Annotated in this window: 16 protein-coding genes; 11 read left to right on the top strand and 5 right to left on the bottom strand. The window is 37.4% G+C overall.

What is annotated here, in order from left to right; all coding sequences use genetic code 11:
* The first annotated feature begins 394 nt into the window (after nt 1-394).
* From FJQ98_RS22915 to FJQ98_RS22905, 3 genes are all read left to right on the top strand, one after another.
* The gene (locus tag FJQ98_RS22915; protein WP_053597216.1) at nt 395-2290 is read left to right on the top strand and encodes a PrkA family serine protein kinase; all 1896 of its coding nucleotides are present in this window, start codon (nt 395-397) and stop codon (nt 2288-2290) included.
* Nucleotides 2291-2582: 292 nt separating this feature from the next.
* Nucleotides 2583-3740 carry a sporulation protein YhbH gene (yhbH, locus tag FJQ98_RS22910; protein WP_053597165.1) on the top strand — a complete coding sequence of 386 codons (1158 nt, stop codon included), beginning with the start codon at nt 2583-2585 and terminating at the stop codon, nt 3738-3740.
* A gap of 56 nt (nt 3741-3796) precedes the next feature.
* The gene (locus FJQ98_RS22905; RefSeq protein ID WP_053597164.1) at nt 3797-5197 is read left to right on the top strand and encodes a SpoVR family protein; all 1401 of its coding nucleotides are present in this window, start codon (nt 3797-3799) and stop codon (nt 5195-5197) included.
* Nucleotides 5198-5257: 60 nt separating this feature from the next.
* On the opposite strand, the gene FJQ98_RS22900 is transcribed toward FJQ98_RS22905, so the two are convergent.
* Together FJQ98_RS22900 and FJQ98_RS22895 are read right to left on the bottom strand one after the other, a co-directional pair.
* Nucleotides 5258-5404, bottom strand: a complete 147-nt coding sequence (locus FJQ98_RS22900; protein WP_201406552.1) for a hypothetical protein — start codon at nt 5402-5404, stop codon at nt 5258-5260.
* A gap of 41 nt (nt 5405-5445) precedes the next feature.
* On the bottom strand, nt 5446-5733 hold the full coding sequence (locus tag FJQ98_RS22895) for a hypothetical protein (protein WP_241774656.1): 288 nt from the start codon (nt 5731-5733) through the stop codon (nt 5446-5448).
* A gap of 173 nt (nt 5734-5906) precedes the next feature.
* Between FJQ98_RS22895 and FJQ98_RS22890 the strand changes: the two genes are divergently transcribed.
* Nucleotides 5907-6782 (top strand): radical SAM/SPASM domain-containing protein, encoded by an 876-nt coding sequence (locus tag FJQ98_RS22890; protein ID WP_053597215.1) that lies wholly within the window; start codon nt 5907-5909, stop codon nt 6780-6782.
* Nucleotides 6783-7226: 444 nt separating this feature from the next.
* Here FJQ98_RS22890 and FJQ98_RS22885 read toward each other — a convergent pair whose 3' ends face one another.
* Complete coding sequence (locus FJQ98_RS22885) at nt 7227-7616, bottom strand: helix-turn-helix domain-containing protein (RefSeq protein ID WP_053597163.1); 390 nt, start codon at nt 7614-7616, stop codon at nt 7227-7229.
* 211 nt (nt 7617-7827) lie between these two features.
* Between FJQ98_RS22885 and FJQ98_RS22880 the strand changes: the two genes are divergently transcribed.
* Nucleotides 7828-8445, top strand: a complete 618-nt coding sequence (locus tag FJQ98_RS22880; RefSeq protein WP_053597162.1) for a restriction endonuclease subunit S — start codon at nt 7828-7830, stop codon at nt 8443-8445.
* A gap of 170 nt (nt 8446-8615) precedes the next feature.
* On the opposite strand, the gene FJQ98_RS22875 is transcribed toward FJQ98_RS22880, so the two are convergent.
* A complete protein-coding gene (locus FJQ98_RS22875; protein WP_053597161.1) occupies nt 8616-10289 on the bottom strand; it encodes a ribonuclease J in 1674 nt (557 codons plus the stop codon).
* 218 nt (nt 10290-10507) lie between these two features.
* Here FJQ98_RS22875 and FJQ98_RS22870 point away from each other — a divergent pair, with 218 nt between their 5' ends.
* Nucleotides 10508-11272 (top strand): DUF2935 domain-containing protein, encoded by a 765-nt coding sequence (locus FJQ98_RS22870; RefSeq protein ID WP_053597160.1) that lies wholly within the window; start codon nt 10508-10510, stop codon nt 11270-11272.
* Between the two features lie 531 nt (nt 11273-11803).
* Here FJQ98_RS22870 and FJQ98_RS22865 read toward each other — a convergent pair.
* Nucleotides 11804-12298, bottom strand: a complete 495-nt coding sequence (locus FJQ98_RS22865) for a L,D-transpeptidase family protein (protein ID WP_053597159.1) — start codon at nt 12296-12298, stop codon at nt 11804-11806.
* Between the two features lie 157 nt (nt 12299-12455).
* Between FJQ98_RS22865 and FJQ98_RS22860 the strand changes: the two genes are divergently transcribed.
* From FJQ98_RS22860 to FJQ98_RS22840, 5 genes are all read left to right on the top strand, one after another.
* Nucleotides 12456-12689: a hypothetical protein gene (locus tag FJQ98_RS22860; RefSeq protein WP_053597158.1), complete on the top strand. Its 234-nt coding sequence runs from the start codon at nt 12456-12458 to the stop codon at nt 12687-12689.
* Between the two features lie 44 nt (nt 12690-12733).
* Nucleotides 12734-12943 (top strand): hypothetical protein, encoded by a 210-nt coding sequence (locus tag FJQ98_RS22855; protein ID WP_053597157.1) that lies wholly within the window; start codon nt 12734-12736, stop codon nt 12941-12943.
* 15 nt (nt 12944-12958) lie between these two features.
* A complete protein-coding gene (locus FJQ98_RS22850; RefSeq protein ID WP_053597156.1) occupies nt 12959-13156 on the top strand; it encodes a hypothetical protein in 198 nt (65 codons plus the stop codon).
* A gap of 125 nt (nt 13157-13281) precedes the next feature.
* Complete coding sequence (locus FJQ98_RS22845) at nt 13282-14613, top strand: IS3 family transposase (RefSeq protein ID WP_201406551.1); 1332 nt, start codon at nt 13282-13284, stop codon at nt 14611-14613.
* Nucleotides 14614-14744: 131 nt separating this feature from the next.
* The gene (locus FJQ98_RS22840; protein ID WP_075807366.1) at nt 14745-14915 is read left to right on the top strand and encodes a cysteine-rich CWC family protein; all 171 of its coding nucleotides are present in this window, start codon (nt 14745-14747) and stop codon (nt 14913-14915) included.
* Nucleotides 14916-14942 lie beyond the last annotated feature (27 nt).

The raw sequence follows: 14942 nt of genomic DNA, 5'->3' as shown, positions 1-14942 counted from the left end.
CGGCTCATCACATAACGTAGGGTTGATTTCCGTTCCGGCTGGGCGCTTTCCAGGGGCGTCCGATGAGCCGCTTCACTCGCGTTGCTCGCTCCAGGGTCTCATCTGTGACGCTGATCCCCAAGGAGTCGCCCAGCCTCCACTCCAATCAACTTATTTACATGGCATATCTATATAATAAATGTTATCCCAAGCTTTTGGTGATGAGCCAATAAAACGTCTGGCGAAATGATTAATGATTAAATTCATTCCTTTGTCTGGCAATAAAATTCCCATTATTCAGCAGAAAAAATTATAGGCAATAAGAAGAAACTTCGACAAAGAAAAAGTATTGGGTATCATAATGTCATTTCCTTCATACTATGTTATAAATCAAGCCCTGAATGGAGGGAAGGCTATCAACATTTTAGATAAAGTGAAAAGCTATCGCGAAGAAGAAAATCGGCTGAAGTGGGAAGGAACATTTGCAGATTACTTAAACATCATCAAGGAAAGACCTGAAGTTGCTCAAACAGCCCATTCACGCGTCTACAATATGATAAAAAGTGCTGGTGTAGAGGAACGCGATGGGCAAAAAATGTACAAATTTTTTGGGCAAGAAATTTTTGGGCTTGAAACAGCAATTGAAAGACTGGTGGAGGAATATTTCCATCCAGCAGCACGAAGATTGGATGTTAGGAAACGTATTTTGTTATTAATGGGACCAGTTAGTGGTGGTAAATCGACAATTGTGACCTTGCTGAAACGCGGACTTGAGCAATTTTCGCGAATAGATGAAGGCGCAGTTTACGCTATTAAGGGATGTCCAATGCATGAGGATCCCCTACATTTAATTCCACATCATTTGCGTAATGAGTTTTACGAGGAATATGGTATACGAATTGAAGGAAGCTTATCGCCTTTAAATACAATGCGTCTTGAAAAGGAATACGATGGACGTATTGAAAATGTGATGATTGAACGTATTAGTTTTTCTGAAGACAAACGTGTGGGTATAGGAACCTTTACCCCATCAGATCCAAAATCGCAGGATATTGCTGATTTAACAGGCAGTATTGATTTCTCAACAATTGGTGAATTTGGTTCAGAATCTGACCCTCGTGCTTATCGCTTTGACGGTGAGCTAAATAAGGCAAACAGAGGTATGATGGAGTTCCAGGAAATGTTAAAGCTTGATGAAAAATTCTTGTGGAATTTATTGTCTTTAACACAGGAAGGTAACTTTAAAGCAGGCCGATTTGCATTAATTAGTGCAGATGAGTTAATTGTTGCGCATACAAACGAAACGGAGTATCGTTCATTTATTTCTAATAAAAAGAATGAGGCGTTGCATTCACGTATTATTGTCATGCCAATTCCGTATAACTTAAAAGTTAGTCAGGAAGAATTGATTTACGAAAAAATGATTAAAGAAAGTGATATGTCACATGTTCATATTGCTCCGCATGCATTAAAGGCCGCAGCAATCTTTTCGGTTCTAACAAGACTGGAAGTACCGAAAAAGCAAGGTGTGGATCTTATTAAAAAAATGCGACTGTACGACGGAGAAAATGTGGAGGGATTTAATTCCGTTGACTTAGAGGAGCTTAAAAAAGAGTTTCCAAACGAAGGCATGAACGGTATTGATCCACGGTATATTATTAATCGTATTTCTTCTGCAATTATCCGAAAAGAGATACCATCTATTAATGCGTTAGATGTTCTACGTTCACTAAAGGATGGGCTTGATCAGCACGCTTCCATTTCTCAGGAAGATCGAGAAAAATATATGAACTATATTGCAGTTGCTCGAAGAGAGTATGATGAAATTGCCAAAAACGAAGTGCAAAAGGCTTTCGTGTATTCGTATGAAGAGTCTGCAAAAACATTGATGAATAATTATCTTGATAATGTAGAAGCATTTTGTAATAAAAATAAAATTTTCGATCCATTAACTGGTGAGGAAATGAATCCCGATGAAAAATTAATGCGCTCTATTGAGGAGCAAATAGGCATTTCGGAAAATGCGAAAAAGGCATTCCGTGAGGAGATATTAATTCGAATTTCTGCTTATGCTCGAAAAGGAAAGCGTTTTGACTATAATTCTCATGAAAGATTACGAGAAGCGATACAGAAGAAATTATTTGCGGATCTCAAGGATGTCGTGAAAATTACTACTTCTTCAAAAATGCCGGATGAATCACAGCTGAAGAAAATTAATGAGGTTGTAGCAAGACTTGTCGATGAACATGGCTATAATACAACATCTGCTAATGAATTATTGCAATATGTAGGTAGTCTGTTAAATCGTTAAAGGCTTTGACCTATTCAGTGGAAATAAGACTATCGATAGGAGTGAATAGGAGTGTCCCATTTTAGGGCACTCCTTTTATCTTCATTCAGCAATGTTTTATGTAGCGAAAGCAAAGCGTCAGCTACAAATGTTTTATGTAACGTAAGTGCAAGGACGTAATTACGCCAAAACGAAATGGATGTCGTAAGTGAAGTAACAACGAAGTGTAATTGATTTCTCTAAAAAAGTTCAAGAAAGTGAATCACTAGCATAGTATAGAAAAAGCAAATTTGATAGATGGGTGAGGATAAAAATGACTGAAAACGAAAATAAACGCTTTGTCATCTCTCAGGAAAATTGGTCCCTCCATCGTAAAGGGCACCAGGACCAGCAACGTCATATGGAAAAAGTAAAAGATGCTATCAAGAATAATTTACCTGATTTAGTTAGTGAAGAAAGTATTGTGATGTCCAATGGTCGAGAGGTTATTAAAATTCCTATACGTTCACTAGATGAATATAAAATTCGATATAACTATGATAACTCCAAGCATGTTGGGCAAGGACAAGGAGATAGTAATGTAGGTGATGTGGTTGCACGTGATGCCAGTAGAGGCGATCAAGCCAATGGCAAGGGAAAGGAAGCTGGTGACAAGCCAGGCCAGGACTATTATGAAGCTGAAGTAAGCATTGAGGAAATTCAAAATGTGCTATTTCATGAGCTTGAGCTACCAAACCTACAACAGAAAGAAAAAGCAGATATTAAAACGGAAAAAATTGAGTTTAACGATATTCGAAAAAAAGGTCTGATGGGGAATGTCGATAAAAAGCGCACTATCCTCAACGCACTAAAGCGTAATGCCATGAAAGGTAAACCAGAAATTACGCCGATTCATAATGATGATCTGCGTTTTAAAACTTGGGATGAAGTGGAAAAACCTGAATCGAAGGCAGTTGTTCTTGCGATGATGGATACAAGTGGCTCGATGGGCTCCTTCGAGAAATATTGCGCTAGAAGCTTCTTCTTTTGGATGACCAAATTTTTGCGTTCAAAGTATGAAACCGTGGAAATTGAGTTTATTGCACATCATACAGAGGCAAAAGTAGTGACAGAAGAAGAATTTTTCACGAAGGGTGAAAGTGGAGGAACCATTTGTTCATCTGCCTATATAAAAGCATTGGAACTAATTCGGGATAAGTATAATCCTTCTCGCTATAATATTTATCCAGTACATTTTTCAGATGGTGAAAATATTTCAATGGATAATGAAAAATGCTTGAAGCTAGTGGGAGAGCTAATGGATGTTTCGAGCATGTTTGGATATGGTGAAGTCAATCAGCATAACCGCTTTTCTACACTTATGTACACATACAAAAAAATAGATGACGCCAAATTTAGGTATCATATTTTGAGAAAAAAAGGCGATGTTTATGATGCCTTAAAGAGCTTTTTCAAAAAAAGTGAATCTTAAATGGTAACGAGGTTGAATCATGGTAAGTAATTATGTTCAAAGGAGGGGGCGGAAAAATGGAGATGAAAGAGCTTCAACGAGCGATTGATGAAATTACAGAAATTGCTTCAAGCTTTGGCTTAGATTTCTTTCCAATGCGCTATGAAATTTGTCCAGCGGATATTATTTATACGTTTGGCGCATATGGCATGCCTACTCGATTTTCGCATTGGAGCTTCGGGAAACAATTTCATAAAATGAAGCTTCAATATGATTTAGGACTAAGCCAAATTTATGAGCTAGTGATTAACTCAAATCCATGCTATGCATTTTTACTCGATACAAATACGTTAACACAAAATAAATTAATTATTGCGCATGTATTGGCGCACTGCGATTTCTTTAAAAATAATGTACGCTTCTCCAATACTCGAAGAGATATGGTTGAGAGCATGACTGCAACAGCTGAACGGATAGCCGGCTACGAAAGGGAATATGGAAAGGATGAGGTCGAACAGTTTTTAGATGCGGTATTAGCGATTCAGGAGCATATCGATCCATCACTTTTACGACCAAAATTGCCTTGGAATACGGAGGAACTTGAAGAAGACATTCTTCCAGCGAAATCACCGTATGATGATCTATGGAGTTTAGATGATAAGGAAAAAGAGTATAAATCGATAAGGCGAAAAATAAAGAACTTCCCGCCAAAGCCAGAAAAAGATTTATTGCTATTTTTAGAGGAGCACAGTCGAGAATTGGAGGACTGGCAGAGAGATATATTAACGATGATGCGTGAGGAAATGCTTTATTTTTGGCCACAATTAGAGACGAAAATTATGAATGAAGGCTGGGCTTCTTTTTGGCATCAACGTATAATGCGTGAGCTTAAGCTAACAACAGCGGAGACGATTGAATTTGCGAAATTAAATGCAGGTGTTGTGCAGCCTTCAAAAACAACCATTAATCCTTATTACCTTGGCGTGAAAATTTTTGAGGATATTGAAAACCGCTATAATCATCCAACAGAAGAGATGAGAAAGCTAGGTGTTCAACCGAACTCAGGCCGAGAGAAAATGTATGAGGTAAGAGAGGTAGAGTCGGATATCTCCTTTATCCGCAACTACTTAACGAAGGATTTAGCGAAGCAAGAGGATCTTTATTTGTTCCAGAAAAAGGGCAATGAATACCGTATTACAGATAAGGATTATGAAATGGTACGAGATCAGCTCGTATCGATGCGTGTTAACGGGGGATTCCCATATATCGTTGTTAAAAATGGGGATTACCTTCGCAACGGAGAGCTCTATTTAGTGCATGGTTTTGAAGGAATGGAGCTCGATCCACACTATTTAGAAAACGTTTTGCCATATATTTATCAGCTATGGGGTCGTCCTGTGCATTTAGAAACATATGTAGATGGAAAGCCATTGCTTTATTCATATGATGGTACAAAAAATTATAAACGCAATGTGTGAGGCGTGATTCCTTGGTGGATAACAAAACAAAAAACTTCTATCTGTTGGTATGAAATATTTTTACAGATAGAAGTTTTTTGCTGTTTCAAATAAAGGCCTATCGCCATAACGTGGGGTTGATTTCCGCTCCGACTGGGCGCTTTGTAGCTGCCGCTTTGCTTTCGCTACAGAAAACATTTGTTGTTGTTGTTGCTGTCGCATTCGCACAGAGCAAAGCTTCCTGGGGGCGTTCGATGAGCCCAAAAACTTTAGTCGTTTTTATTTTCATCTAACAATGGAGAGGACTCATTTTCAACCTCACCAGCAATACCGCTTCTGCCGTTTCCATCTGCGAATTGAGAATTTACGTTTCTAGTATGACTGCCGTTTAGTGCATTTTGACCGCCTTGGTTGGCATTAGTACCTACATCCTTATTGATTTGTTCCCTATCTTCAGCCCGTTGTTCAAAATGGATTTCTTTATTGCCAATATTAATAGTAAGATTGATGGTAATATGATTTTTAGATGGATCCTTTGAAGGTTCATTATCAGGCATAATTTTCACCATTACTATTAAGTTATTAATCTTTCTCAAGCTTACTTGTTCATGTAGCCCTAAGATGTATAAATAATGTGAGGGGAAGGAGACTGAAAAACTGTTCCTTATCGTAAAATTTGTTAAAATGAATAGGATTTGAATATATGAAGAACTGGAACGGTGAATTAACGTTGAGAACATTTAAAAAGGTTTATATAGAAATAACGAGTGTCTGTAATTTAGCATGTAGCTTTTGTCCGCCAACTGCTCGTGCAAAGGGACTTATTAAAGTAGAACAATTTAATAAAATATTGGATGAAATACGTCCTCATACGAAATATATTTATTTGCATGTAAAAGGAGAGCCGCTTTTACACCCGCGTATTGATCAGCTGCTTGACGCAGCACATGAAAAGGGTTTTAAAGTTAATATTACAACGAACGGTACACTGATCAAAAAGAATCGTGAAAAGATACTAGGGAAACCAGCCTTACGCCAAATCAATTTTTCATTGCATAGTTTCGACGGTCATGAGGGATCGGAAAATCGTGAGAAATACTTAGGGGATATATTAGATTTTGTGCGTGATTCAAAAGATTATAATACGATTATTTCATATCGTTTATGGAATTTACAAAGGGATCAAGTATCGGATATTGCGGCACGGAGAAATCGTGAAACGCTCGAAATTCTAGAAAATGAATATAATCTTGATTATCGTATCGAAGAAAAAGTGCAGCCCGGTAAAGGTGTAAAGATTGCTAATAATATTTATTTAAATCAGGATCATGAATTTAGATGGCCGAGCTTGCTTGAGCCTGAGGATGAAGGCAAAGGCTTTTGCCATGCACTGCGAAGCCAGGCAGCTATTTTAGTGGATGGTACAGTAGTGCCTTGCTGTCTTGATGGTGAGGGCGTTATTAATTTGGGGAATGTGAATGAGAAATCTTTCACAGACATTGTTCAAGGAGAACGTGCAAATAATATTGTCGACGGATTTTCACGCAGAGAAGCAGTCGAAGAGTTATGTAGAAAATGCGGCTATCGTCAAAAATTTGGAATGTAATAGACAGATCCATTTGGTTTTAGACTAAATGGATTTTTTTATGGTCAAAACAATGACATGCCACCATTATAAAATAGGCTCATCATAGACATTTGTTAAAACATATGCCATATGGAGGTGGAGATTAATCGTATTAAAGCAGTGTATTAGCTGTGTTGATTAGGAAAAAATAGGTTTATTATTGAGCGATAAAAGGATTTTTTTATTGCTATTTTGACAAATATATTGCCATTTTTAACTGATTGGCGTAGGGCTACTCAAGTGCTCCTGTCGCTTCGCTTTCGTCGCAGAGCAAAGCTTCCCGCAGGAAAGCGAGTAGCCCGTAGCGGGAATCAGACTTCTAATTAATTAGGATGGATAAAAAATGGTTAATCAATACAACTGGCAGTGTATCAAGAATTATCGAAAAATATTTTCTAGCTGGCTGTCAAAACAGCTCCAACGTCATTGATTATTGGAGCTGTTTTTCTTTGATTGTGAATCAATAGTATCTAAAAAATCCTTCGTAATACGTACTACGTATTTTACCTCGTCTAAATTGCGCTCCCTTAATACTGATCGATGTATGTCAAGCACAAGGTTCTTTTCTTCAATATCAGTAACACCAGATAATTTTTGAAAGTTAAAAACCTCCTCAGGGGCAATGTCTAATGCTTTTATCAGCGTTTCTAAAGTGCTCAATGTGATATTAGATTGCCCATGCTCAATATTTGAGATTCGTCCTTTACTAAAACCTAACTTCCCTGTTCTTTCTGCCACTTCTTCCTGACTAAGCCCCTTGGATACCCTAATAATACGGAGTTGTTCACCTACTAGCTTTAAAAAGTCTGACATATGATTCACCTCTATGTAAAAAGCTAGTGAAAAACATTAAAAATGCCTATACTATTATAGTGGTATAATAGGGATAATGTTACTGTAAAATGGTACAATTATTAGTGGGAAGTTTTTTTAAGAGAAAAGGCTTATGGAAAACAGTGTTGATGATTCGTCAGTGGCTTGTTTTAGAGTATATATAACTAAGTTAAGGATGGAGGATTCAGGCATGGTAAAGCGTTATCGATTAGATGAAGTTGCTAAAATAGAAAAGGGGAAAATAGTACCGATGAAGAAGAATTTTACAAATGTCGGATTACCCTTAATTACAGCAAAATATTTAAAACAGTTAATGCTAAATGGTGATATTGAACAAATACCAAAGATTAATATTACATTTAAAAAAGATTTTAAGTATGCACCAGTACCGGCTAAAACCATCATTCTTACTAAAGCTAAATTGAGGGAAACAAATAAATATATATATCAATGTGAAAATGAAGTATGTGTTGCAAATGATGTCGTGGCTATTATTCCAAATGAAACAATTATTTTAAGTGATTATTTATTTCACTTTCTCAAATGGTATAAAGAATGGCATCATTTGCACCATATACCCATTGATGTTCCGATGATTGATATCCAACTTAAAATGGTAAGACTTTTAAATACGATTCAGCTTTTATTAAAAAATAAAGAGTCATTGATGACAGCGGTAGAGGGGCTACCACAGCATTTTGACAATTTTTCGATGCAGATAGAAAATCACTCGAAAAATTTACATCATGGATTTGATCAGGTTCAGTATCTTTACAATGTTATGCTTCATAAAATTTTCCAAGGGTGAGCTCTATAAAGAAATACAAGAGCCAGGACTTTTAAAGAAGATTGAGCAATCCATAAAGTGAAACTTTAATCAGAGGGGTTTTCTTCATCCTCACTGATTTTACGGGTAGTTAAGGCGAGATACAATGAATTTAGTCGGTGTAAGGGGAAAAATCCCTCACACCGACTTTTTTAAATTTCGATAATTATAGGTAAAATCATTGGTTTTCTTTTTGTTTGTGAAAAAAGATATTGGCCGACAGCTCTTTTGATCTCTCTTTTTAAGACATGTATTTGCTGCTTACCTTCTTCCTGGAGCTCATTTACGGTTTCTTTGACGAGAATATTTACTTTGTTCAAAAGGTCCTCAAAGTCTTTGGCATAAACAAAGCCTCGTGAAATTGTATCAGGTTCTGAAATAAGGGAACCTTCTACCTTATTTAGTGTTAAAACGATGACAAGCATACCGTCTTCTGAAAGCTGTTTGCGATCGCGTAAGACAATTCCTTCGACTTCACCGATACCAATACCGTCGACATACGTATCACCTGATGGAATTTTACGTGTTTGTCTAGCCATTGCATTTTCAATATCAACAACATCCCCATTTTTCACAATAAACGTATGTCCTCTTATGACACCAACGGACTCAGCTAGCAAACGATGTTGATGTAACATACGAAATTCACCATGAATCGGAATGAAAAATTTGGGTTTCATTAGTGTAAGCATTAGTTTTAAATCTTCCTGATAACCATGTCCTGAAACATGCATACCTGTGTGGCTGGAGGAGCCATAAATAACCTTTGCACCTAGTTGGAATAAGTTGTTAACGATTCGTGAAACACTCTTCTCATTCCCTGGAATAGGCGATGAGGCAAAAATAACTGTGTCATCAGGCAAAATTTTTACTTCGCGATGGTTGCCATTTGCTAGGCGAGAGAGTGCAGCTAATGGCTCACCCTGACTACCCGTACAGAGTACAACAATTTCTTCAGGTGGGAGATATTTAACCTCACGAGCATCAATTAACATGTCCTCTGGAACGTCTAAATATCCTCGCTCAAGTGCCACATCTACAACATTCACCATACTACGCCCAAGTAATGCAAGCTTTCTATTTGTAGCAATCGCTGCATTTACAATTTGTTGTATGCGATTAACATTAGAAGCAAAAGTGGAGATAACGATTTTGCGTTCGGCATGTAAAAATGCATCCTCAATATGATTACCGACAAGCTGCTCTGATGGAGTTAACCCAGGTCGTTCAGCATTCGTACTTTCAGAGATAAGCACCAGTACGCCTTTTGATCCTATTTCAGACATCTTATGAATATCTGCAAATTGATTATTTACAGGCGTTAAATCAAATTTAAAATCGCCAGTGTGCACTATATTTCCTTCAGGTGTATTAATAACGATCCCCAAGCAATCAGGTATACTATGGCTCGTTCTAAAGAAACTAACATCAGCTTGTCCGAAATTTAATGATGAATCGGAATGAATTTCTATTAAATCGGTCTCTCTTAAAAGCTTATGCTCTTTTAGCTTTAACTCGATTAAGCCAAGCGTAAAACGCGTCGCATAAACCGGAACATTTATTTTTTTTAATAGATAAGGAATTCCACCAATATGATCCTCATGTCCATGTGTCACAATTAAGGCTCTAATCTTTTCTTTATTTTCTTGTAAGTACGTAATATCAGGGATTATTAAATCAATACCTAGTAAGCTTTCGTCTGGAAACTTAGCACCACAGTCGATAATTATAATATCGTTTGCATACTGCACTCCATACATATTTTTGCCAATCTCATTAATGCCACCTAAGGCGAAAATAGATAATGTATTGTCTTTTGTGGACAAGCATATCCCCTCCTAATTTTTAAGGTCAACTACTATAGATGCACCTTTAAATGAAATTTGAATTTGTTTCGTTGCTTCAGCATTATGTAGTATAGCTTTAAGCGTTTCATCCTATACGAAAAGACAGTGGGAGATTGAATTTTCACCCGAACATTAATATTAGATTTTCAAGAAGAATAGAATAGAGGAATCGTATAGAACAAAGGAGATGTGACTGTTTGTCGAATTACGTTCAGCATGCAGTATTTGAACATAGGTTTTGGCTAGGGATATTAAGAGATCACGGACAATTTATTCATGATTCATTGTATCCATCGGAGAAAGAGGATATTAAAAGAGCGAGCTCATTTATTCATCAATTTTCTCAGCTTCTTGCCTATGTTAATTCGCTTGATGCTTCTAATGCAGTTTCCTTTTCACTTACTGTTGACGAGTCTGTGGAACAGTTCAAGCAATTTAAATTTCTTATCCTCAGACGTCAATTAACAGGAAATATTAATATTCATCTACCGCCTTCCTTTGTCAACCATATGGTGAATGAATTAGAGGAATATCAAAATGTTCTTAACTACTTAAAGAAAGGCGAAGTCCCGCCAATCTTTCATGAGCTACATCATCACTTAGTCTGGCTTTTAGATGCATCAGGACATGCAGGGATCATTCATGACGATTTAGATGGAGTAGAAAGAAGATTGAGGCAAAAAAGTACGACCTTTGCCCAACATTTTGAACAATTTTATTTAAAAGCGGTAGAGCTTACTGGATATTTGCGTTCAAATATAGACGCATTCCCCGCATTGAATCGCTTTAACCAAGATGTAGAAATAGAGATGAAATTATTTAAAATCTTTTTACGTGAATTAGAAGAAATGGAGTTAAGTGCTGAAGTATTAGGAACATTCACAGCTCCAATGGCAGATCATATGCTAAGAGAGGAGCAATACTATTTATCGAAGCTTGCACAATCTAGAGGTGAAGGTTAATTTGCACTAAGAGGTTATTTTAAGAGTGTTGAAAAACAAACACTATGTGAATTGGTTGATTGGAGTGGAGGCTGGGTGACTCCTTGGGGATCAGCAATAGAGGAACGAAGGCTAAAAGCATCACATCCTGTGATAACGCCTTCGTGACCAACCTCGGTGGCTTTCGCGCAAAAAACATCTGTTGGCCTGAGACCCTGCAGCGAAGCGGATGTTTTCTGCGCGAAAGCGTAGTGCAACGTAGCGGCAGCGACAAAAGCGGCTCATCGGACGCCCCCAGGAAGCTTTGCTCTGTGCGAAAGCGAAGCGACAGCAACAATGTTTTATCTGTGCGAAAGCGAAGCGACAGCAACAACAACAACAAATGTTTTCTGTAGCGAAAGCAAAGCGGCAGCTACAAAGCGCCCAGCCGGAACGGAAATCACCCCCTCGTTTTGACGAAGGGTCATACTTTATTTAACATGACACCTTTAATTTCATTGGCATGTTTCAACAACATGAGGCTATCTTGTTATGAGATAGCCTTGTTGATTTTTAAGGATGAATAAAAACTCCAGTGCCGATTGGGACAATGCTTGCAAGCTCTTCGACATCTTGATTATGCATGCGAATACAGCCTCGTGAAACAGCATGACCGATTGAGCTAGGATTATTAGTTCCGTGAATACCGTAATGCTCTTTAGATAAACTCATCCACATTGTCCCAAACGGACCACCAGGATTTGGAGCCTTATTAATAATTATAAAATTGCCAGTAGGTGTACCATGTAGCATCCTACCAACTGCAATCGGGTATTGCTTTTGAAGAATATTATCCTTATATAACCGTAGCCATCGATTTTCAGTAGAAATATCTATTCTATAAGGGATTGTATTTGGGTTAGGAAACCCAGGTATAACAATTTGTTGACCAATATAAAGTACATTCGGATCTATCCCAGGATTTGCAGCAATTATTGACGATAACGGCGTACGATAATTTCTAGCTATTTGAGACAAGGTTTCGCCTGCTTTAACTGTATGAATCAAAATCTTCACCTCCAATGAAATAATTGTTTTGCTTTAATACAGATTATGCCGAAGATATAGAAAAAACCTTTAATATTTTCATAAGGATAGCAACTGCAGTTAGTTGGATATGATAAGCAGTAAATAACCATATCCAGTAATCGAGGAGCTATTTATAATGAAAGAATTTAAAATTACTTATTTCTTTGATGAAATGCATTATGTTAGAAGATTTATTCATATTGATTCACAGGAAAAAGCAGAGGCATTAGTTCGAAGCGAACGAGATCAGTATATATCCTTTACAGATAGTAGAGGGATGTATCATGAGCTGCATACAAGAAATGTTCGGGTCATTCAAATATCTGAATATCACCGCATCGATAAAAGTGCGAAAACGAAAGGCACATAATTTGTCCAACATTGCACACGCTATAGATAAAGGAGGGTGAAATGATGGACATAGAAAACGTACCGCATGAGAAAAAAATATTTATGAATTTAGCTAGCAAGAACAAACCAGATATGGTCGAATCAGATACTATTAGTCTTTTCGATTTACATGAAGATATGCAAACAGTGGATGCTATACCGATTAAAGAGCTTAATAAAAAAGTGAAAAGAGAAGGCGATGAATTAATCGAAATGCAGCCTGATGAATTATAGAAGGTAGGGATTTGCATGACTGACCATAATGAAGCTCAGTTTACTTCTGCTGGAACAGATATTAATGAAGTAAAAAGAAAAAATGTAGAGGCCGGTTTATCTTATAATGAAGTGAAAAAACTGCTAGCCCAAAATGGTGGGGTAGGTACAAAAGTATATAGTGATACAGACACGGAAGAAGTAAAGCAACAGATTCGTGGGAAAAAACAATAAGCAATTTGGGAGGAGTATGAAATAATATGGTACCTGTAGTTAGGACACTTGAAAAAGAGTGTGCTAACTGCGGGTATTTTTTATATACTAGACTTTTAAGATTAAAGGACGAACTAGGGGCTACTATGAGTAAAATTATATTTTCACCAAAACAGATACTACAACTTCAAAAAAATCCAAACGTACAACAGGTTAGCGAACGTACGATTACCTATACAGATACATTTAAGAGTCAATTCATTGATGAATACTTCGCAGGGAAAACACCGAGACAAATTTTTAAGGAATATGGCTTTGATGAAGAGATAATTGGGATCAAACGTATTGAACAATCAGCCTTTCGTTGGCGTAAAGCGTATGAAAAGAACGGCTTAATTGGCTTAACGGATACACGCAAATCTGGATCAGGTAGACCAATTAAACGCGAATTAACAGCCGCAGAAGTCATTGAAAGACAAGCTGCACGCATTCAACTATTGGAGGGGCAAGTAGATTTACTAAAAAAGCTCGAAGCGACAGAAAGGGGGCTGCTAAACGACAGCCAAAAACTAAGCACAAATAAGGTCTTTCAACTCATTTCAGATACGCTCACTCAGTTTCCATTTGAACGGATGGTGACGTATTTTTGTAACCTCTTAAAGGTTTCTCGTTCAGGCTATTATAGCTATTTACAGGCGAGTGATGCGCGAGCCTTGAGAGAACAGAAGGATTTAAAGGCACGCGATTTGATTTTTAAAAAGCCTTTGATCGTCGTGGTTATAAGAAAGGCTCTCGTTCGATTAAAAATGACACTCGAGCAGGATTTTTCAATGTGTGATGAGCCGAAAAAAATCCAGCGTATTATGCGCAAGTTCGGGATTGTCTGCCCGCATCGTAAACCGAATCCATATAAACAAATGGCGAAAGCAACGAAGGAACATCGTGTTGTGCCAAATAAATTAAATCGTGAATTTAAGCAAGGTATCCCTGGGAAAGTATTATTAACGGACATCAGCTATGTGCCATATAACGGAAAGTGTATGGCTTATTTGTCGACGATAAAAGATGCCTCGACGAACGAAATTTTAGCGTACCATGTCTCAGATCGAATCACGCTCGAAATCGCTACGGAAACGATTAAAAAATTGATCAGTAATAAGCGCGTTCAGCTTCATTCAGAGGCCTTTATCCATTCAGATCAAGGGGTTCACTATACAAGCCCACGCTATCAAACGCTCTTAAAAAAACATGGCTTAGGTCAATCGATGTCACGCCGAGGAAACTGTTGGGACAATGCGCCACAGGAATCGTTTTTCGGTCATTTTAAAGACGAAGTAGACTTTAGCTCCTTGAAGACACTTGAGGAACTAAAAGCCAAAATCAATCACTACATGGTCTATTACAATAATTATCGTTATCAATGGAATCTAAAAAGGATGGCTCCTGTACAATACAGAAACCATCTCTTAGCTGCTTAATTTCTTTTTTTAGTTTGTCCTTGACTTGGGTACCACATTAAAATTAGGTACTCCTCTATTTTTATCCCGTAAAAGCCTGATTATGTCGTCACTTTATTTTACAATATAAAGTATATGAAGGAGGTGTACGAATGGAGGAAAAATGTTGTCCGTTATGTGGACAAGAAAATCATTGTGGGCTAGTAAAAGGGCAAAAGGATTGCTGGTGTATGACAGAAAGCTTTCCTGAGAAAATTTTTGAAAAAGTACCCCAAGAGCAATGTATTTGTCAAAAGTGCTTAGATACATATAAAAAAGATTAATCGTTTTGGCCTTAAAAATACTTCAAT

This window comes from Lysinibacillus agricola, assembly GCF_016638705.1.
Classification (GTDB): domain Bacteria; phylum Bacillota; class Bacilli; order Bacillales_A; family Planococcaceae; genus Lysinibacillus; species Lysinibacillus agricola.
This window is presented reverse-complemented; position numbering and strand designations above follow the sequence as displayed.

What these genes read in the sequence shown, in the direction of transcription:
- yhbH (WP_053597165.1), top strand. Translation starts at nt 2,583, where the DNA reads ATGACTGAAAACGAAAATAAACGCTTTGTCATCTCTCAGGAAAATTGG.
- FJQ98_RS22905 (WP_053597164.1), top strand. Translation starts at nt 3,797, where the DNA reads ATGGAGATGAAAGAGCTTCAACGAGCGATTGATGAAATTACAGAAATT.
- FJQ98_RS22895 (WP_241774656.1), bottom strand. Translation starts at nt 5,733, where the DNA reads ATGCCTGATAATGAACCTTCAAAGGATCCATCTAAAAATCATATTACC.
- FJQ98_RS22885 (WP_053597163.1), bottom strand. Translation starts at nt 7,616, where the DNA reads ATGTCAGACTTTTTAAAGCTAGTAGGTGAACAACTCCGTATTATTAGG.
- FJQ98_RS22880 (WP_053597162.1), top strand. Translation starts at nt 7,828, where the DNA reads ATGGTAAAGCGTTATCGATTAGATGAAGTTGCTAAAATAGAAAAGGGG.
- FJQ98_RS22860 (WP_053597158.1), top strand. Translation starts at nt 12,456, where the DNA reads ATGAAAGAATTTAAAATTACTTATTTCTTTGATGAAATGCATTATGTT.
- FJQ98_RS22855 (WP_053597157.1), top strand. Translation starts at nt 12,734, where the DNA reads ATGGACATAGAAAACGTACCGCATGAGAAAAAAATATTTATGAATTTA.
- FJQ98_RS22850 (WP_053597156.1), top strand. Translation starts at nt 12,959, where the DNA reads ATGACTGACCATAATGAAGCTCAGTTTACTTCTGCTGGAACAGATATT.
- FJQ98_RS22845 (WP_201406551.1), top strand. Translation starts at nt 13,282, where the DNA reads ATGAGTAAAATTATATTTTCACCAAAACAGATACTACAACTTCAAAAA.
- FJQ98_RS22840 (WP_075807366.1), top strand. Translation starts at nt 14,745, where the DNA reads ATGGAGGAAAAATGTTGTCCGTTATGTGGACAAGAAAATCATTGTGGG.